This is a genomic window from Nocardia asiatica NBRC 100129 (assembly GCF_000308415.1).
Classification (GTDB): Bacteria; Actinomycetota; Actinomycetes; order Mycobacteriales; family Mycobacteriaceae; genus Nocardia; species Nocardia asiatica.
Genome location: NZ_BAFS01000130.1, coordinates 1 through 18,470, shown reverse-complemented (window position 1 = coordinate 18,470; position 18,470 = coordinate 1). Strand labels below are relative to the sequence as shown.

Here is an 18,470-nt window from a genome sequence, read left to right as displayed (position 1 = left end):
GCTCGCGCACCCAGGCCAGCACCGGCGTCGCCGCGGGATCCTCGGTGAGCGACACGAGCACGGTGGGCCGATCCGCACGCACCCGCGCCGCGTCGCGCTCCATCACGCCGAGGTCCGCGCCGACCAGCGGCGCCAGATCGGTCTTGTTCACCACCAGCAGATCGGAGAAGGTCACCCCCGGCCCGCCTTTGCGCGGCACCTTGTCGCCGCCGGCCACGTCGACCACGAAGATCTGCGCATCGATCAGGCCGGAGGAGAAGGTGGCGGTCAGATTGTCACCGCCGGATTCGACCAGGATGAGGTCCAGCGGAGGATTCGCCGCGACCAGATCATCGATGGCGTCGAGGTTGGCGGTGATGTCGTCGCGGATGGCGGTGTGCGGGCAGCCGCCGGTCTGCACGGCGGTGATCCGCTCGTCCGGCAGAACCGCGTGCCTGCGCAGGAAATCGGCGTCCTCGGTGGTGTAGATGTCGTTGGTCAGCACCGCCAGCGACAGCTCGTCGCGCAGCTGTCGGCACAGCGCGGCCACCAGGGCGGTCTTGCCCGAGCCGACCGGTCCGCCGATGCCGATGCGCAGCGCCTCCCCGGGCGTGCGGGTCCGTTTCGGACGCTCGTGACCGTGGTCGTGCGGCTCACCGTCGAGCAGGTGCGGGGGCATGGCGCGGTCTCCTTCTTCCGTGGCTTCAGCTGGCGAACAGGGGCATGTCACGCTGCCGATGACGCTCGGCGAGCACGTCCTGCAGCGGGTCGGACAGCGCGGCGAGACCCGTCACGGCTTCCGCGGCGACGCGATCGCACAGATCGGCCAGCCGGATCGTGCACGCGGCGATCGCGGCGGGGTCCAAGGCCAGCAGACGCTGGGCGGCGGTGGCCGCGCCGGTGAGGGTGGTGTACACGACCACGCCCGCGGTCTCCCGGGACGTCACCGCGGCGGCGGCGCCGACCATGCCGAAGACCGTGGACAGGTGCGGTGTCGGGCCGAGCGGCGACCAGTCGTGCCCGGGCCACAGCTGCTTGGCCAAGCGCAGCAGTCCGCGGCCCTGGGCGCGGGACGCGGCCCGTGCGGCGGGCGCGGGCGTGCGCGCGTCGGCCTCCACCTCGGCCCGGACCGGATCCAGTTCGCCCGCGCACACCGCCGCGGCGAGCGACGCGGCCACGAGGCCAGAAGTCCTGATCCGGCGGCGCAGATACAACTGCACAGTCGCGACGTCACGGACCAAGCCCGAGGCGACGGCTTCCTCCATGCCGCCGGAGTGCACGTGCCCGCCGATCGGCAGCCGCGAGTCGGCGAGCGCGAGCACCGTCGTGAGACCGGGCGCGGCCGGGCCGGTCACAACGGATTCACGCATCCGCCGATCCTATGTCCCGGCGTTCCGTCCGGTCGTCCCGGACGTTCCTGGCTCAGCGGCGCAAGGCACGTTCCATGAATCGCTGGGTGCGACCGCGGGTCAGATCGGTCCACGCCTGCACCGGCGCCGACCACCACGGGGCGATCTCCCGTGGCCGGGCGGTCACCGCGTGGCAGACCAGGTCGGCGGCCTCGCGCACGGTGAGGCCGGGGACGCGGCTGAAGTCGGTGGGCGCGCTCATCCTGGTGTGCACGAGCGGCAGGTAGATCGAGGTGGTGGCGACGCCGTCGCGAGCCACCTCCGCCGCGACACTGCGCAACCAGACGTCGAAGGCGGTTTTGGACGCGCCGTAGGCCGCCCAGCGCGGCGCGGGCGGCATGCGCACACCCCAGGTGGACATGTTCACGATGTGGCCGCGCCCGCGGGCGCGCATGGCGGGCAGCAGGGTGAGCAGCAGGCGCACCGGGCCCAGGTAGTTGACGTCGATGGTGCGGGTGAAATCGTGGAAGCGGTCGTAGGACTCATCGATCGGGCGGCGAATCGACTTGCCCGCGTTGTTGATCACCACGTCCAGGTGGCCGTGCTCGTCGAGGAGCGTGCGGCCGAGGCGTTCGACGGCGTCCATGTCGGTGAGATCGGTGGGATAGGTGTGCGCGATGCCGCCCGCGGTGGCGATCTCCGCGGCCACTCGCTCGAGTTCGTCTCCGGAGCGGGCGACGAGCAGCACGGTCGCCCCCGCCGCGGCCAGCTTGCGCGCGCTGGCCTTCCCGATGCCGTGTGACGAACCGGTGACAAGCACGACCTTACCGCCGACCGCGGCGCGCAACGCCTGCTCGCGCGGGCGCGACGTGGGATACAGCAGGCGCGTCGCCACTCGTTCAGCGAGGGGCCGCCCGTTGTTCGAGGCCCGGGTGTGGTTCACGAATTCGACTGTAGGCGCAGACCGGGGCGGTCACCCGCGGTTCGCGCGATCACTCCCCGCGCGACATCGCACGCACGAGTTTCAGCAGGCCCTGCCGGTGAGAGAGGCGGCGATGCGCAGGCGGCCGCCGCCGCGCCGCACCAGGAAGTCGCTGGAGGTCGAGGACGGGTGCGTCGCCGAGGGTCGTCCTCCAGTGCGCCGTGGTGAGCCGGTAGTTTCCCCCGAGGTCGAGAGTCCACTGCCCGGACAGCGTCGCGCGTGGAGCGGTGAGTTTCTGGGCGCGGACGCGCGCGGCGGCGATGAACTCCTCGCGGGTGCCGCATCGACTCGTCGCGGGCGTGACAACCAGGAACGGTCGGCCGCTGATCCTCGGTAGACGCCGGTGGCGACTCGAGCAGTTCTACTCACGCGCAGGGCGGTGGCCGTGTGTTCGAATGTGCTCCGTACACACACTTTTCGCCGGGGGTGTCCCCAGTGCGCCAGCCGAGGGGGACGCCATGTCGACGCCGGACACGCGGGTCTCGGTCGCACAGTGGATCGCGCGCGGGATCGCGATCGTCGTGCTGGTTCCGCTTCGGCTGCTGTGGGAGGGCATCGGCCTGCTGGGGCGCGTCACCGGAGCGATCTTCGTGTTCGTCGCACGGCGCCTGTTGGTCCCTGTGGCAGAGCTGATCCGGCACTGGGTACTGCGGCCCGCGTGGATCTTCACGAAAGATTTCCTCTGGGGATGGGTGGTGGGGCATCTGCTGTGGGGCCTGGTGCTCACGCCGCTGCTGTCTCTTCTGCTGGAGTACCTGTTGCGACCGCTGCGACGCGCGGTCGAGATCTTTCTGTGGCGCAGGCTGATTCGCCCGGTCGGAGCGTGGGTGCTGCGCTGGGTGGTGTTCCCGATCGGATACGCCGTCACCTGGGTGTGCCACCGCGCCGTCAAGTGGCTGATCGTCTGGCCGCTGGCGCAGTTGTGGCGCTGGGCGCTGCGTCCGCTGTGGCGTGCGGTGCGCGCGAGCGCGCGGTACGGGTGGCGGGTGGCCGCCGTCATCGTGGGCGTGCTCGTCGTGGCGCCGTGCCGGGCGCTGTACCGCTACGTATTGCGCCCGGTCTTCGCCGCCTCCGCGGTCGTGTGGAACGCGCTGGTGGCGCGCCCGGTCCGCTGGGCGCACCGCACGATCGTCCGGCCGATGAACCGCTGGGCGGCCGAGGTCGTAGCGGCGGTGTTCGGCCGTTGACCCTCGATCGCGCGGCTCAGCGCGGGCCGGGCGAGGCGAAGCGCGCGATCAGCGCCATCGCGGCGAGCGCCGTGGCTCCGACGGCCACCGCGACGTGCATCCCGTCGACGAAGGATCCGCGCGCCGCCTCGACCAGCGCCGCGTCGCCGCCGAAGCGCTGGATGGTCTCGCCGAGCGTCGCCGCGTAGTCGCCGCCGGACCGGAAGATCAGCGCCGCCAGCGAACCGAGCAGCGCCAGGCCCAGCGCGTTGCCCAGTTCGAAACTGGTCTCGGAGATGCCCACCGCCGATCCGGCCCGCTCCGGCGGCACCGAGGACACCGCGACCTCGGACACCAGGGTGAACGCCAAGCCGTAGCCGACGCCCGCGATCGTGGACCCCGCCAGATACCACCAGAGTCCGCCGTGCGCGCCGACGCCGAGCAGTAGCAGGTTGCCCACCGCGGAGGCGAGCAAGGCGAACACGAACGTCGCGCGGGCGCCGAAGCGATGCCCGACCCGTGCGCCGCCCATCGAGCAGACGAACACCGCGATCGCCATGGGAATGCCGAGCAACGCCGCCGCCAACGGCGTGCGCCCGGTCACCGACTGCAGGTAGATGCTGGTCAGATAGCTCAGACCGGCCAGTGACATCATCCCGGCCAGGCTGGCGCCGATCGCTACCGAGAACTGGGGCCGGGCGAACAAGCGCAGGTCGAGCAGGGGTTCGTCGAGTTGCCGCTGCCTGCGGACGAAGACGGCCAGGGTGACCGCGCCGATCAGCGCGATGACGATCGCCTGCCCATCGATGCCCTCGGTCGCGGCGTGCTTGATGCCGTACACCACCGGCAGGATGCCGCCGATCGACAGGGCGACGCTCGGCAGGTCCAACGGTCCCCGCACGCCCGCCCGATGTTCCGGCAGGACGAACGGGCCGAACGCGAGCAGGACCAGCAGCACCGGGATGTTGATCAGGAACAGCGAGCCCCACCAGAAGTGGTGCAGCAGCATTCCCCCGATGATCGGCCCGACGGCCGAGCCACCGGCGAAGAACGCCGTCCAGACGCCGATCGCGGCGGCGCGCTCCCGTGCGTCGGGAAACAGGCTCGAAATGAGCGCCAGGCTGGACGGCAGCAGCGTCGCGCCGCCGACGCCCATCAGCGCCCGCGCCGCGATCAGCACTCCCGCGCTGGGCGCGAACGCGGCGAGCACGGACGCGATGCCGAAGACCGCCGCGCCGACCAGCAGGATGTTGCGCCGTCCGATCCGGTCGCCGAGATTTCCCATGGTGATCAGCAGACCGGCGATCAGGAAGCCGTAGATGTCCAGAATCCACAGCTGCTGGTCGGCCGACGGGTCCAGGTCGAGCGTCAGCGTCGGAAGCGCGAGGAACAGCACCGAGATGTCCATCGATACCAGCAGCACCGGCAACAGCAGGACCGCGAGGCCCAGCCAGGCGCGGCGCGAGCCCGTCGTGGACGGCGCGGTCCGCACCGGCTGCACGTCTGTCATCTCCCACATGTCCTCTCCCTGGCGCGTACATCGTACGCATGAGTCCGGGTACAGTGTACGCAGCCGGGTCGAGGACGGAAAGCAGGACATGGGATGACCGAGATCAAGCTGCACCGCACCGCCATCGTCGACGCCGCGATCGAACTCGCCGACGCCGAGGGCTTGGAGGCGCTGTCCATGCGGCGCATCGCCGAACGGCTCGGTGTGGGCGCGATGTCGCTGTACCGCCACGTCGCCAACAAGGACGAACTGCTCGCGCTGATGACCGACGAAGTGGCCAGGCGCAACCCGTACCCGTCGCCCGACGGACAGCGGTGGACCTGGCGCGAGCGGGTTCGCATCGCCGCCGAGATCGACTGGGCGCTGTACCGGCAACATCCGTGGGTGCTGCTCACCTTCGCCACTCCCCGCTACAGCTTCGGGCCGCAGAGCCTCGCCTGTCTCGCCTGGTTGGTGGACGGCTTCCTGGAACTCGGCGTCTCCACCCGGGAGGCCACCAGCATGTCCTTCACGGTCTGGAACTACATCTCCGGCGCCACGCTGCCGGAGATCAGCGCCGAACTGATGGCGCGCAAGGGCATGGACCCCGGCGGCGACAACGCGCTGCGCACACTGCTGAACGGCACGGCGGCGGGACCGGTCCCGCCCGCGCTGGCCGACCTCGCCGGCAGCGGGGTGCGCGACCTGACCCAGGAGGAATTGCTCTACGACGGGCTCGACGCGCTGTGCGACGGATTCGCGGCGCGTGCCGTGCGACGCGATCGGTTGACCTCGACCTGACTTGATGTTGCAGGCTGGCCGGCGACCGCCCACGAACAGGAGCCACACCGTGCACGCCATTCGCCTCCAAGCCTTCGGCCCGGCCGAGAACCTGCGCTACGAACCCGTTCCCGATCCGGTGCCCGGCCCCGGCCAGGTGCGTATCGCGGTGGCGGCGGCCGGTGTGCATCTGATCGACACCGCGCTGCGCAAGGGCGCGGCCGGGCCGTTCCCGGTGCCGCAACTGCCGACCATCCCCGGCCGCGAAGTGGCGGGCACGGTGGACCGCGTCGGCGCGGGCGTGGCGGAGAGCCTGCTCGGCGCGCGTGTGGTGGCCCATCTCGGCGGGGTGCCCGGCGGATACGCCGAACTTGCCGTGACCGACGCCGCCCGGTTGCACGAGATCCCGGCGAACCTGGACCCGGCGCAGGCGGTGGCGATGATCGGCACCGGACGCACGACCTTGGGGATCCTTCAGTTCACCGAGTTGCGGCTTGGCAGCGTCGTCTTGGTGACGGCCGCGGCGGGCGGCATCGGCACCCTGCTGGTGCAATACGCGAAGAACGCCGGAGCCACGGTGATCGGGTTGGCCGGTGGCCCCGCGAAAGTGGATCAGGTACGGCGCAATGGCGCGGACTTGCCGGTGGACTACCTGCTGCCGGACTGGCCCGACCGGGTTCGTGCCCGCATCGGCGACCGCGGGGCCGACGTGCTGTTCGATTCCGTGGGTGGTGCCGTGGCCCGCGACGGCATCGATCTACTCGCACCGGGCGGTCAGCATCTGGTCTACGGCTGGTCCGGCAAGTCGGACGCGGAAGGGCCGGTGCGGCTCTCGGCCGACGAACTCGCCGCACGCGGTGTCACCTCCGAGACGGTCGTCGGCCCGCCGATGCTGGCGCGCGCCGGCGGCGATCTGCGCGTCCTGGAGGACCGCGCCATGGCCGCGGCGGCCGCGGGCCTGCTGCGCCCGGCCGTTCATCGCTTCCCGCTCGCCGACGCGGCCGCCGCGCACCACGCCCTGGAGACGCGCGCGACGACCGGCAAAGTGGTGCTGGAGCCCTAGCCGGGCCGGTTCACCCGAGCTCGTCGCCGTTCACCACGGCATAAGCGAAGCCGTCCCAGCCCTTGCTGCCGACGGTCTGCACCACGGTGGCGTCCAGGCTCGGTTCGGCGGTGAGCAACTCGACCAGTTCGCGACTGGCCTGTGCGTTCGGGTCCTCGGAATGTTCCTCGGCGATCGCACCGCCGCGGACCACGTTGTCCACGATGATCACCGAGCCGGGCCGGGTCAGCCGCAGCGCCCACAGCACGTAGTTCGAGTTGTTGACCTTGTCCGCGTCGATGAACACCAGGTCGAACGGGTCGGGATCCTCCTCGGCGAGCACGGGCAGGCTGTCCAGCGCGGCGCCCACTCGGATCTCCACCCGGTCGCCGACGCCCGCCCGGTCGAGGTTCGCCCGCGCCACCTCCGCGTGCTGGGCGGCGAACTCGAGCGTCACCACACGTCCCTTGTCGCCGACCGCGCGGGCGAGCCAGATCGTGCTGTACCCGCCGAGCGTGCCGATCTCCAGCACCCGCCGCGCTCCGACCGTCCTGGCCAGCAGATGCAGGAACTTGCCCTGCGGCGCCGACACGTCGATCGGCGGCAGGCCCGCCGCCTTGTTCGCCTCCAGCGCGGCCTCGGAAGCCGGATCCGTCACCAGCGTTTCCACGAGGTAGCGATCTACGTCGGCCCATCCAGGTGTCGTCATAGGTCAAAGTCTGCCACCCGATTCCGCCCGTGGGCTCGGCTTCCCGAGTAGCGTGCGGCACACAGAGACGGACATGTCCCGCGATCGCGCCCAGAGACCGACGGACAGGACCCTACATGACGAATCTCGCGCAAATCATCGCCGCCGCCTGCCTGATCGCCGTCGGTACCGCCGCACCGGCGTACGCCGCCCCCGCCGACGGCGGGGCCGAATACGTCGCGCTCGGCGATTCCGGCGCGGCCACTACGGGCGTGCGGAATTTCGATACCTCGGCCCCGCCGCGGTGCCTGCGCTCCACCGCCAACACGCCGAAGCTGATCGCCCGGGACCTCGGCCTGCGGCTCGACGACCGCACCTGCAACTCGGCGCGCATCCCGGACCTCACCGCCGCGCAGGGGCCGGGCATCCCGCCCCAGTTCGACGCGCTCGGCCCGGGCACCAGATTGGTCACGGTGCACATCGGCGCCAACGACGCCTTGATGGCCGAGCACGTCGTCGGCTGCCACGTGTCCGGCCTCTTCGGCATTGGTGGGTGCGCAGGCCCGGACTGGGACACCGACATCGACGCCATCGCCGCGTCGTATGCCGCCGCGTTGCAACAGATCTCCGTGCGCGCGCCCGCAGCGCGGATCGTGGTCGACGGCTGGCCCCTTTACGTGCGCGACGGCGGCTGCCCCGAGCTGGTCGGTCTTCGTCCGTCCGACGCCGCGCGCATCCAAGCCGCCTTCGATCATCTCAACACCGTGGTGTCCCGCGCCGCCACGGCGCAGGGCGTGGTCTACGTCGACACCCGGGCAGCGTCGGAAGGCCGCGACGCGTGCGCTCCCGTGGGCATCCGCTGGATCGACCCGGTCATCGCCACCGAGACGCTCATCCCCTACCACCTCACCCCGCAGGGCATGCGTGGCGTCGCCGACGTCATCCTCCCGGCTGTCCGCGCGGTCGGACTGCCCGGCTGAACCATTCGCGCGCTCCGACGAAAACCGCCCCGGACTCGGGCAGAGTCCGGGGCGGGTCGGTGCGATTCACTTCGAGAAGTTCTCCGGCGGCTGCCAAGGGCGACCGTGCGGGTCGTCCGGTCGCTGGGCCGGGGGTTGCTGCGGCGGCTGTTGTTGCGGGGGCTGCTGCGCCGGGAAGGCTTCCTGCGGAGGGATGACCGGCTGGTGCGGCGACGGCTCGAAATCCTGCGAAGGCGGCGGCGGGGTCGGTGTCAACCCCTCGACCGGAGTCCGCGCGGTCGCTTCGGCGGCACGTACGGCCCGCTCGATGGTCGGGTCGGGTGCGGTGTCGAACCAGTCCGCGACATCGGAATCGTCCTCCGGCTTGGCTTCCGCGCCATCGGTGGCGGGCGGTTCGTACCGGAACACGCCGTCCTCACCCTGGGTGCCGAAGCTCTTGGCGAACCCTTCCAGCGCCTTGCCGAAATCGCTGGGCACCAGCCACACCTTGTTGGCGTCCCCGCGCGCGACCATGGGCAGCGTCTGCATGTACTGGTAGGCAAGCAATTCCGGCGTCGGCTTGCCGGATTTGATGGCGGCGAAGACCTTCTCGATGGCCTTGGCCTGGCCCTGCGCCTGCCAGTACGCGGCGGCGCGCTCACCCTGCGCCCGCAGGATACGGCTCTGCCGTTCGCCTTCGGCGGCCAGGATCGCCGACTGCTTGGCGCCCTCCGCCGAGAGGATCTGCGCCTGCTTCGATCCCTCGGCCGTCTTGATCGCCGATTCGCGCTGGCCCTCCGCGGTGAGGATCATGGCGCGCTTCTCGCGGTCGGCCTTCATCTGCTTCTCCATCGACTCCTGGATCGATGGCGGCGGATCGATGCTCTTCAGCTCCACCCGCGCGACGCGCAGACCCCAGCGCCCGGTCGCCTCGTCGAGCACGCCGCGCAGCTGGCCGTTGATCGCGTCGCGGGAGGTGAGGGTCTGCTCGAGCGTCATGCCGCCGACCACGTTGCGCAGCGTGGTGACGGTCAACTGCTCGACGGCGGCGATGTAGTTGCTGATCTCGTACACCGCCGCCTGCGGGCTGGTCACCTGGAAATACACCACCGTGTCGATGTGCAGGGTCAGATTGTCCTCGGTGATCACCGGCTGCGGCGGGAACGACACCACACGCTCGCGCAGATCCACCTTGGCACGGACCCGGTCGGCGAACGGCACGAGGAACGTGAGCTGGCCGGACACGGTCCGCGAATACCGGCCCAACCGCTCGATCACCGCGGCCTCGGCTTGCGGCACCAGCGCGATCGACTTGAAGACCACCACCACGACCAGCAAGATGAGGACGGCGGCAACGATCAGTACAGCCATCAAGGCCCCTTCCAGACGACGGCGGTCGCGCCGTCGATCTTCATGACATACACGGTCGTACCCGGTTCGTACACTTCGCTCGTGTCCATCGGCCGCGCCGTCCACACCTCTCCGCCCAGCTTCACCTGGCCGGAATGCTCCGCGACCTGTTCGAGCACCAGGGCGGTCTTCCCGGGCAGCGCGTCCACGTTCGTCGGCGTGGGCGGCGGAGTTCCGAAGCGTCGCCGGATGATCGGGCGCACACCGAGGAACAGCACCGCCGACAGCACCGCGAAGACGATGGCGTCCACCACCGGCGACGTACCCGCCGCCGCGCTGACACCCGCGGTACCCAGCGCGGCGACACCCAGCATCAGCAGGGTGAAGTCGCCGGTGAGCATCTCCGCCGCCGCGAGCAGAATGCCCGCGACCAGCCAAAAAATTGCGGCCACACGACCACTGTAGTGCTCCGGCGATGATCTCGGGCACGACCTTCTCGAGTACTCCGGATGAATTCCGGTCGCGGACGCGCGGCGCCCCGGATGCGCCGAAAGCCACAGCGGCGGTGCTAGCTTCAGGCAGGTGAGCGGGCGTGACAGGTATGGCGACATCTTCTCCGGACATCAGCGATCGAAGAAACCGGCGGTGCCGACGGTCACCGCGGAACGCGATCTGGTCGTCGAGGACGCCGCCACCGGATTCTGCGGCGCGGTGATCGGATTCGATCGCAGCTACGACGGCGAGTTCGTGAAATTGGAAGACGCTCGCGGCACGGTGCGCCTGTTCGCGCTGCGCGAGGCCGCGTTCCTCATCTACGGCGAACCGGTGACGCTGGTGCGGCCCACGGCCGCACCGCCGAAGCCGCCGCACCGTTCCGCCTCCGGCTCCACCAAGGTCGAGGGACTGCGCGCGCGGGTCGCCCGCGGCAGCCGGATCTGGGTGGAGGGCGTGCACGACGCCGCCTTGGTCGAGCGGGTGTGGGGCCATGACCTGCGGGTCGAAGGCGTGGTGGTGGAGCAGCTCGACGGCCTGGACAACCTGGCCGCGCGGCTCGCCGAATTCGAGCCGGGGCCGGGCAGGCGGGTCGGCGTGCTGGTCGACCATCTGGTGACCGGGTCGAAGGAGACCCAGCTGACCACCGGACTCGGGCCCTACGTTCTGGTGACCGGGCACCCCTTCGTCGACGTCTGGCAGGCTGTGCGCCCGGCGACGGTCGGCATCGCGCAGTGGCCGCAGGTGCCGCGCGGCGAGGACTGGAAGACCGGCGTCTGCGCACGCCTGCGCTGGGGTACACCGCAGGACGGCTGGCGGCGGGTGTACGGCGCGGTGACCTCGTTCCGCGATCTGGAGGCTCCACTGATCGGCGCGGTCGAGCGCCTGATCGATTTCGTCACCGAACCGGACTAGGCGTACCTCCGCCTTCGCCGCGGCCATGCTCGGGGCTGTCGGCCGACGACGTCGGGCTGCGCCCACCAGAGGTTCCGGATCGGTCCCGGCAGTCAGATGCCGGGCGGTGTCCGCGCGGACCAGCTGCCCGCCCGGAGCGTGGCACCCGAGGTTTCCGCGCTGCTCACGAATGCCCTTGCGCATGGATGCCCACCGGTAGCGCCCACCCTTTATGCTCGATAATTATGTGCTCTCCAAGCGCGACGCTGACGGTGTGGGCGAGCTCCTGGCTGGCCGGCCGCAGTGCGCCCGACGACGTTTTGGCCGCCTTGCACGCCTGGGCGCCGAAGCACACGATCGCGGCGGGTGACCCGTTCACCGGCGGCCGTACCGACCTACCCTGGTCCGCGCACGGCAATCTGCCGGGAAGCGGAGTCATGGCGCTGCTGAAAGTGATTCGCGAGACGATGGCCGAGCCCGGCTCGCAGCTGCGGTTGGTGCTTCCCGTCCCCGGCGACGTGCGCGGAGTCCCCACGGGCACGGCGTTCGCCGCCGACGCGCTCGAGGCCGAGGAGGGTATCCTGATCGGCGTGCCCTGCGCCGACGGCACCGGTCTCATCCCGCAGTGGGCCGACGACGACACCCTGCAGTGGACCGTCTACAGCACGCCCATCCCCGCGGCGCCCGGCCCCGACATGTCGCTCGGCGAAGCCGAATACGCGATGCGCGAAGCGGTCCGCGAGGCCGCCGACGCGCTGATGAAACTGCACACCACCTCGCTCGGCGCGGCCGACTCCGATCCGCGCGAACTCATCGAAGCCGAGCTGGCGGACTACTCGCGACACGACTATCCCGAGTCGATTCCGCTGCGCGCCAAGCGCATTCTCGATACCGCCGATCACGTGGCCGCCATCCTCACGGTGGCGCAGCGGGAGCCCGCTTCGGCGCCCACCTCCGCCAGTGCGATCGGAGCGCAGGAATCGCTGCTGCGCCCACTGTGGGACGCGATCCGTGCCGCTCGCCTGGTCGCTGTACACGCCTCGGCGCGCGGAAGCCGCTGACCGGAGTGGCGGGCGGTGTGACATGCGCATTCTCCGTTGTGGCCGCACAGCCGCCCTCGCCGCGCTCATCGCTCTCGGTTGGCAAGCCCCCGCTTCGGCGATCGTGGGCGGCGTCGAGGCGTCGACAGCGGAGTATCCGTGGCTGGCAGCCGTCGGCACACCGTTGCTCCTCAACCGCCCCTCGGGCCAGTTCTGCGGCGGCGCGCTCATCGCGCCGGACCAGGTGATCACCGCGGCGCACTGCGTGGCCCCCGCCCGGCCGCTGGCGCAGACGCTCACCGTCACCTTCGGCCGCGACGACTTGCGCGGCCTCGGCGGAAACACCGTGCAGGTCAAGGATGTTCGCACGCACCCCGGGTTCCGGTCGAACGGTCCGGACAGCGCGGCCGTCTATCAGAACGATGTGGCGATCCTGACCCTCGACCAGCCACAGCCGGGCCCGACCGTCGGCATCGCGGCGCCCGGGCCGGGCACCGCCACCATCCTCGGCTGGGGCGCGACCTCGGCGACCGACGAAGGCAACACCCGCCTGCACGCGGCAAGCGTGCCTCTGGTCACCGACACGGAGTGCGCCGCCGCTTACGGTTCCGCCTTCGATCCGTCCACCATGCTCTGCGCGGGCAGCCCGGCCGCCGACACCGCCCGATACGACGGTGGTGGGCCGCTGCTCGTCGACGGCCGGCTCGCCGGCCTCACCTCCTGGGACGAGGGCGCTGCCCGCCCCGGATTTCCGAAGGTCTACACCCGCCTCACCGGCGTCGCGTTCTGACCTGCCGCGCCGCGATCAGTGCTGCGGCGGCTGATACCCCTGCTGCGGAGGATACTGCTGCTGCTGCGGATACTGCTGGTACTGCTGCGCAGGCTGCTGCTGATAGGGCTGCTGGTACTGCGGAGGCGCGGGATATTGCGGTTGTCCCGGGGCCTGCTGCGGAGGGTAAGGCTGCGGGAACTGCTGCTGCGGATACTGCTGCCCCTGCGGGAACTGCTGCTGTGAATACTGCTGCTGCGGCTGGTTCGAATTACTCCGCTTGCGCAGCCAGACCACGAGTGCGATGACTACGACGACGACCCCGATGCACAGCAGCAGACCGCCGACCGAGAAACCGCCCCGTCCACTGCTGCGGCCGCGGCGCCGGGCCTCGGTGGTGTCGAGAGCCACGTTCCACACCTGCGTATCGGACCATACGTGCGGATCGAGCAGCGCGGCATTGGTCAGGACGTCGGTATAGGTCATCGAGAGTTACCCCCCAGAAAGTCGGATTCGGCGATCGGTCGCAGGCGATGCTATCGCCTGGGGCGCGTCAGTTCCCAGCAGTGGGACGACGCGGCACCGCGCAACATCCGACGGCACACGGTGCCCCGTCGTGTGTGCGACCGTAGCCCGCGACCTCGCCGAGCCGGCGGGGTTCGACGCCGCGGAGCTGCTCGGAAACCAATTCGACGACCAGCTTCGCGAAGCGCGGGTCGGTTCCCGGCGTCGCCGCCCTGGCGAAGCCCATACCGAGTTCGGCGGCCCGCTGCGCGGCCTCGTTGTCCAGATCCCAGATGACTTCGAGATGATCCGAGACGAAACCGACGGGACAAACGATCACAGCCGCCACCCCTTTGGCGGCGAGGTCGTCCAGATGGTCGACGATATCCGGCTCCAGCCACGGCACCTGCGGCGGACCGGAACGGGACTGCCAGACGACATCGAAGTCGGTGAAACCCGTTGCCGCGGCGCACAATCGGGCCGCCTCCGCGACCTGGCGGCTGTAGAGCCGCCCACCGTCGGCGGGCGGGCCCGCCGCGGCGTCGGCCGACACCGGGATGGAGTGCGCCGTGAACACCAGGCGCGCCTCGGCGCGCTGCTCGGCCGCGAGCCGATCGCGCGCCGCGCGGATGGCGTCGGCGAACGCCTCGACCAACAGCGGGTGGTCGAAGTACTGGCGCAGCTTGAGCAGGCCGGGCGCGCCCGCACCGCAGGCCGCACGCGCCCTGGCGATGTCCTCGTGGTACTGCAGGCAGCCGGAGTAGCCGCCCCATGCCGAGGTCGGGAAGACCAAAGCGGAGCCGACACCGTCGGCGGCCATCCGCGCGACGGTGTCCTCCACCATGGGATGCCAGTTGCGGTTACCGAAGTAGACCGGCAGCTCCAGGCCCGCGGCGGCCAATTCCGCCTCGACCGCGGCGATGATGTCGCGATTGAGGGCGTTGATCGGCGAGACACCGCCGAAGTGCAGGTAGTGCTCGGCGACCGCTTCGAGTCGGTCGCGCGGCACTCCCCTGCCCCGGGTGACGTTCTCCAGGAACGGCATCACGTCTTCGGGACGCTCCGGACCGCCGAAGGACAGCAGTAGCAGCGCGTCAGCGGTGCGGTTCACGGTGTCTCCCCTCGAGTCCGCTCAGTTGATCGCCATGTCCTCCGGGAACCAGGTGTTGTGACTGGCTCCGCCGTCCACGTAGATGATCGAGCCGGTGGTGCCGGGCAGCCAGTCGGACAGCAGCGCCACGATCGACTTCGCCACCACCGTGGGGTCGTCGACGTCCCAGCCGATCGGCGAGGCGCCATCCCAGTAGGTGTTGAGCTGGTTGAGCTTGGCCGCGTCGTCGGTCGCGGTGCCCGCGATCGCCTTGGCGGCCAGCGTCTTGATCGGACCGGCGGCGATGAGGTTGGAGCGGACCTTCTTGGCGGTGCCCACCTCACGGGCGACATACCGGTTCACCGACTCCAGGGCCGCCTTGGCCACGCCCATCCAGTTGTAGTACGGCATCGCGGTGCGCGGATCGAAGTCCATGCCGACAATCGAGCCGCCCTCGTTCATCACCGGCAGCACCGCTCGCGACAGCGAAGCGTAGCTCCACGCCGAGATCTCGAACGCCTTGGCGGCGTCCGGGCCCGGCCCGTCCAGGAACGGCCGAGCCTCCGGGCCCATCAGGGTGCGGGGCGCGAACGCGATCGAGTGCAGCACTCCGTCGATCCCCTCCGGAGCCAGTTCCCGCAGCTTGTCGGCCAGGCCGGCGAGATCTTCTTCGCTGGTGACATCGAGCCCGATGGCCGGCGGGACCTCCTGGGGCAGGCGCTTGGCGATCCGGTCGATCAGCCGCAGCCGCTCCGGAATGCCGGTGATGATCACCTTCGCGCCCTGCTCCTGCGCGACGGCCGCCGCGTGGAACGCGATCGACGAATCGGTGATGATGCCCGTGACCAGGATGGTCTTGCCTTCGAGCAGTCCGCCCATGAGTTCTCGGTTCTCCTGAAATTCGAATGTGGGAGTTGGCTGCGGGCGGCCGTGACCGGCCGCGCTACGCGTACGGTGTGGTCAGTGGCCCATGCCCATGCCGCCGTCGACGGGGATCACCGCACCGGTGATGTAGCCCGCGTCGTCGGAGGCGAGGAAGCTGATGACCGCGGCCACGTCTTCGGGCTTGCCGTAGCGCTGCAGCGGGATGGCCTGCAACGCCATCTCCTTGTACTTGTCCTCCATCGCGTTGGTCATATCGGTCTCGATGAAGCCCGGCGCGACCACGTTCGCCGTGATGGACCGCGAACCGAGTTCGCGGGTGATCGAGCGCGCCATACCGATGACGCCCGCCTTGGACGCGGCGTAGTTCACCTGTCCCGGCACACCCGCCAGACCGACCACCGAACCGAGGAAGATGATCCGGCCCCAGCGGGCGCGCAGCATGGCGCGGTTGGCGCGCTTGGCGACGCGGAACGCCCCGGTCAGGTTCGCGTCGATGACCCGGGTGAACTGGTCCTCGTTCATCCGCATGAGCAGCGTGTCGTCGGTGATGCCCGCGTTGGCCACGAGCACCTCGACCGGGCCCTGGTGCGCCTCCACCTCGGCGAACGCGCCGTCCACCGATTCGCTGTCGGTCACATCGCATTTCACACCGAACAGACCGTCCGGCACCCCCGACCCACGATGCGTGACGGCCACCTTGTGACCGTCGGCAAGCAGACGCTGCGCGACCGCGAGTCCGATGCCGCGGTTTCCGCCGGTCACCAGGACCGAGCGAGATGTGAGGTTCGACATGGGGTTCAACCTACCTGGTCGGATCGGTAGGCCACGACCGGGCCGCCACGTTTGTCCGACCGCCATCCGAGCGCGGATACGTTGGTGAAACGCCACAACGACAGCGCGAATCCAAGCCCTCCTACGCCGACCGAGGATTGCGCCACGCGGCACCGGCCCCCGGCGGGCGACCCGAAACGGGACCAGCTCAGCAGTCGGGGCACCACGTCACGGACAGCGCGTCGAAACCAAGGTCGGCAACCTGCTTTCCGGGGCCGACATAGAGATACGGCCGACCGCCGTCACAGTTGTGGGCCGCTGTGAACAGCAGTTCGACCTTCGTATTGTTGATCACCGATCTGGTACTCGGATCTCCCGCGGGGCCGCAGTAGTTCCGGAAATTCTTGGTGTTGAGCGTGACGATCTTGGCCGTTCCGGAATAGCCCGCCCCGGAATACTGACACAGACTGTCCGCCGGACAACTCGCCGCCGACGCCTCCGGCGGCGCCACGACCAGCGCAAGCGCGGCGAAAGCGATCGCGGAGACAATTGCAGAAATTCGCATGATTCCTCCCCAGTAAGGCGACACTCCCTTGCCGCCCGTCCGGGGCACGATAGCACGTCTGTGGCTACGACACGTCGTGATCGCCTGCGTGCCTTCGCCCTTCGCGCTAAGGCAGACGCTGGCGATACAGCAAACCGATCACCACTCCCGCTGCGACGACCAGCAGTCCTAGCAACATCCAGGGGCGACTGGCATCGCCTCTGGTCAGCTCGTACCCGATCTGTTCCTCCAAGGTGTCGTACACCTTGGTCAGCTCCTGCAGTGACGACGCGGTGTAGAACTCGCCGCTGGACAGTCGTGCTATCTCGCGCATGGCATCGTCGTCGACCTCGACGCGCACCTGGTCCTTGCTGCCGTCCTCCCGGGGAATCTCGACCACGCCCCAGCGGGTGCCGAACGAAATGGTCGAGATCGGGACGTTCTTGGTCTTCGCGAGGCGGGCGGCGACGAACTCGTGCCTGGGATTGTCGACGTCCTTGAAGTCCGGGACGGTCTGCTTTCCGTCGGACATCAGAACGATCCGGGCGGGCGGGGGTTCCTGGGCTCCACCGAGCACCGTGGCGAGCGTCTCGATCGCCTGCAGCGCGGTGAGGATGCCTTCGCCCGTCGCCGTTCGCTCGGCGAGCTTGGCGTTGTCGATGGCCGCCTTGACGCCCTCGTGGTTGGTCGTGGGCGATACCATCACCGACGCGGTGCCGGCGAAGGTGACGAAGCCGATGTTCACGCCCTCGGGCAACCCGTCGACGAAGTCCTTGCCCGCCTGCTTGGCGACCTGGATGCGGCTCGGGGCCACGTCGGTCGCCTCCATCGACAGCGACACGTCCATCACGAGCATGACGGTCGCGCGGTTGCGCGGCACCTTCTTGACCGCGGTGGGTCCAGCGGCGGCGACGGTGAGGAACACCAGACCGACCAGCAGCAGCGCGACGGCCACGTGCCGGAACGGGCTCGGCCGGGCGGGAGCGACCTTCTCCAGCAGCGCCATGTTGGTGAACTTCAACATGTGCTTGCGCCGGTTGCGCTGCACCAGGACATAGCCGAGCGCGATCAGCGCGATGACGGCGAGGAATCCGAGCCAGATCTGTGCGGTGAAATGCGAAATACTCACTGACGTGGCACCCGCCCGGTCGGGGCGCCGAAGCTGTGGCGCCGGGTGGACACGAACCGGACGACGTCGGCGATCCAGTCCCGATCGGTTCGCAAGGTCAGCACCGGGGCGCCGCAGCTGCGCAGAGCCTGTTCGACCTGCTCGCGATGGCGCTGCGCGGCGGCCGCGAAATCGGCGCGCAAGGTGGGGGTCACGCTGAACTCGCGGGTGCGCCCGGTCTCCGGATCGTGCAGCACGACATCGCCGATGTCGGGCAGCGACAGGTCGCGCGGATCGAGCACCTCGACCGCGAGCAGGTCGTGCCTGGCCGAGATGGCGCGCAACGAGCGCTGCCAATCGATGTCGCCGAGGAAGTCGCTGATGATCACCGCGAGGCCGCGTTTGCGCTGCGGACGGCGCAGCGACTCGATGCCGCCGCGCAGGTCGCCGCGCACGCCGTCGCGCGCGTGCGGGGTGGTCGCGATGCCGCGCAGCAGCGACTGGGCGTGGATCCGCCCGCCGCGCGCCGGGATACGGGTCAACCGTTCGCCGGTGGCGACGACCGCGCCGATCCGATTGCCGCCGCCGC

At 69.9% G+C, this 18,470-nt stretch carries 21 protein-coding genes; 7 read left to right on the top strand and 14 right to left on the bottom strand.

The genetic code is table 11. The features are described from left to right. From ureG to ON27_RS12630, 3 genes are all read right to left on the bottom strand, one after another. Positions 1–658: urease accessory protein UreG (gene ureG, locus ON27_RS12640; protein ID WP_043724983.1), on the bottom strand; the 658-nt coding region annotated here is incomplete at its 3' end. A 25-nt stretch (positions 659–683) separates the two neighbouring features. Then, positions 684–1,349, bottom strand: coding sequence for an urease accessory protein UreF (locus tag ON27_RS12635; RefSeq protein WP_051046483.1), 666 nt, complete (start codon positions 1,347–1,349; stop codon positions 684–686). Positions 1,350–1,401: 52 nt separating this feature from the next. Then, complete coding sequence (locus ON27_RS12630) at positions 1,402–2,271, bottom strand: SDR family NAD(P)-dependent oxidoreductase (RefSeq protein ID WP_373282763.1); 870 nt, start codon at positions 2,269–2,271, stop codon at positions 1,402–1,404. A gap of 497 nt (positions 2,272–2,768) precedes the next feature. On the opposite strand from ON27_RS12630, the gene ON27_RS12625 reads away from it, so the two are divergent. Then, positions 2,769–3,497, top strand: a complete 729-nt coding sequence (locus tag ON27_RS12625) for a hypothetical protein (RefSeq protein ID WP_043724973.1) — start codon at positions 2,769–2,771, stop codon at positions 3,495–3,497. A gap of 16 nt (positions 3,498–3,513) precedes the next feature. On the opposite strand, the gene ON27_RS12620 is transcribed toward ON27_RS12625, so the two are convergent. Continuing rightward, positions 3,514–4,986, bottom strand: coding sequence for an MFS transporter (locus tag ON27_RS12620; protein ID WP_043724989.1), 1,473 nt, complete (start codon positions 4,984–4,986; stop codon positions 3,514–3,516). 93 nt (positions 4,987–5,079) lie between these two features. Here ON27_RS12620 and ON27_RS12615 point away from each other — a divergent pair, with 93 nt between their 5' ends. Both ON27_RS12615 and ON27_RS12610 read left to right on the top strand, forming a co-directional pair. Next, positions 5,080–5,766, top strand: coding sequence for a TetR/AcrR family transcriptional regulator (locus tag ON27_RS12615; RefSeq protein ID WP_043724969.1), 687 nt, complete (start codon positions 5,080–5,082; stop codon positions 5,764–5,766). Between the two features lie 49 nt (positions 5,767–5,815). Continuing rightward, the gene (locus ON27_RS12610; protein WP_043724985.1) at positions 5,816–6,808 is read left to right on the top strand and encodes a zinc-binding dehydrogenase; all 993 of its coding nucleotides are present in this window, start codon (positions 5,816–5,818) and stop codon (positions 6,806–6,808) included. A 10-nt stretch (positions 6,809–6,818) separates the two neighbouring features. Here the strand turns inward: ON27_RS12610 and ON27_RS12605 are convergent, their stop codons facing one another. Then, positions 6,819–7,496, bottom strand: coding sequence for an O-methyltransferase (locus tag ON27_RS12605; RefSeq protein ID WP_043724964.1), 678 nt, complete (start codon positions 7,494–7,496; stop codon positions 6,819–6,821). 116 nt (positions 7,497–7,612) lie between these two features. Between ON27_RS12605 and ON27_RS12600 the strand changes: the two genes are divergently transcribed. Then, complete coding sequence (locus ON27_RS12600) at positions 7,613–8,455, top strand: SGNH/GDSL hydrolase family protein (RefSeq protein ID WP_043724960.1); 843 nt, start codon at positions 7,613–7,615, stop codon at positions 8,453–8,455. 66 nt (positions 8,456–8,521) lie between these two features. Here ON27_RS12600 and ON27_RS12595 read toward each other — a convergent pair whose 3' ends face one another. Continuing rightward, positions 8,522–9,805, bottom strand: coding sequence for an SPFH domain-containing protein (locus ON27_RS12595; protein ID WP_043724952.1), 1,284 nt, complete (start codon positions 9,803–9,805; stop codon positions 8,522–8,524). Further along, entirely contained in the window at positions 9,805–10,236 is a 432-nt protein-coding gene (locus ON27_RS12590) for an NfeD family protein (RefSeq protein ID WP_043724949.1), read from the bottom strand. The genes ON27_RS12595 and ON27_RS12590 overlap by 1 nt, the downstream gene beginning before the upstream one ends. Before the next feature lie 130 nt (positions 10,237–10,366). On the opposite strand from ON27_RS12590, the gene ON27_RS12585 reads away from it, so the two are divergent. The 3 genes from ON27_RS12585 (at position 10,367) to ON27_RS12575 (ending at position 13,000) form a co-directional block, all read left to right on the top strand. Beyond that, positions 10,367–11,191 (top strand): DUF3097 domain-containing protein, encoded by an 825-nt coding sequence (locus ON27_RS12585; protein WP_043724948.1) that lies wholly within the window; start codon positions 10,367–10,369, stop codon positions 11,189–11,191. Positions 11,192–11,415: 224 nt separating this feature from the next. Beyond that, positions 11,416–12,231, top strand: a complete 816-nt coding sequence (locus ON27_RS12580; RefSeq protein ID WP_043724944.1) for an Rv1486c family protein — start codon at positions 11,416–11,418, stop codon at positions 12,229–12,231. A gap of 22 nt (positions 12,232–12,253) precedes the next feature. Further along, the gene (locus ON27_RS12575; protein WP_043724940.1) at positions 12,254–13,000 is read left to right on the top strand and encodes a S1 family peptidase; all 747 of its coding nucleotides are present in this window, start codon (positions 12,254–12,256) and stop codon (positions 12,998–13,000) included. 15 nt (positions 13,001–13,015) lie between these two features. Here the strand turns inward: ON27_RS12575 and ON27_RS44215 are convergent, their stop codons facing one another. From ON27_RS44215 to ON27_RS12540, 7 genes are all read right to left on the bottom strand, one after another. After that, complete coding sequence (locus ON27_RS44215; protein WP_043724936.1) at positions 13,016–13,465, bottom strand: hypothetical protein; 450 nt, start codon at positions 13,463–13,465, stop codon at positions 13,016–13,018. A 67-nt stretch (positions 13,466–13,532) separates the two neighbouring features. Next, positions 13,533–14,594 carry a ferrochelatase gene (locus tag ON27_RS12565; RefSeq protein WP_043724932.1) on the bottom strand — a complete coding sequence of 354 codons (1,062 nt, stop codon included), beginning with the start codon at positions 14,592–14,594 and terminating at the stop codon, positions 13,533–13,535. A gap of 21 nt (positions 14,595–14,615) precedes the next feature. Then, positions 14,616–15,452, bottom strand: coding sequence for an NADH-dependent enoyl-ACP reductase InhA (gene inhA / locus ON27_RS12560; protein WP_043724928.1), 837 nt, complete (start codon positions 15,450–15,452; stop codon positions 14,616–14,618). Between the two features lie 81 nt (positions 15,453–15,533). Next, positions 15,534–16,250 carry a 3-oxoacyl-ACP reductase FabG1 gene (gene fabG1 / locus ON27_RS12555; protein ID WP_043724925.1) on the bottom strand — a complete coding sequence of 239 codons (717 nt, stop codon included), beginning with the start codon at positions 16,248–16,250 and terminating at the stop codon, positions 15,534–15,536. A gap of 187 nt (positions 16,251–16,437) precedes the next feature. Next, entirely contained in the window at positions 16,438–16,794 is a 357-nt protein-coding gene (locus tag ON27_RS12550; RefSeq protein ID WP_083887532.1) for a peptidase inhibitor family I36 protein, read from the bottom strand. 106 nt (positions 16,795–16,900) lie between these two features. Beyond that, positions 16,901–17,902: a VWA domain-containing protein gene (locus tag ON27_RS12545; RefSeq protein WP_043724919.1), complete on the bottom strand. Its 1,002-nt coding sequence runs from the start codon at positions 17,900–17,902 to the stop codon at positions 16,901–16,903. After that, positions 17,899–18,470 (bottom strand): DUF58 domain-containing protein (locus tag ON27_RS12540; protein ID WP_043724916.1); only part of this gene is annotated, 572 nt, incomplete at its 5' end. The genes ON27_RS12540 and ON27_RS12545, both read right to left, overlap by 4 nt.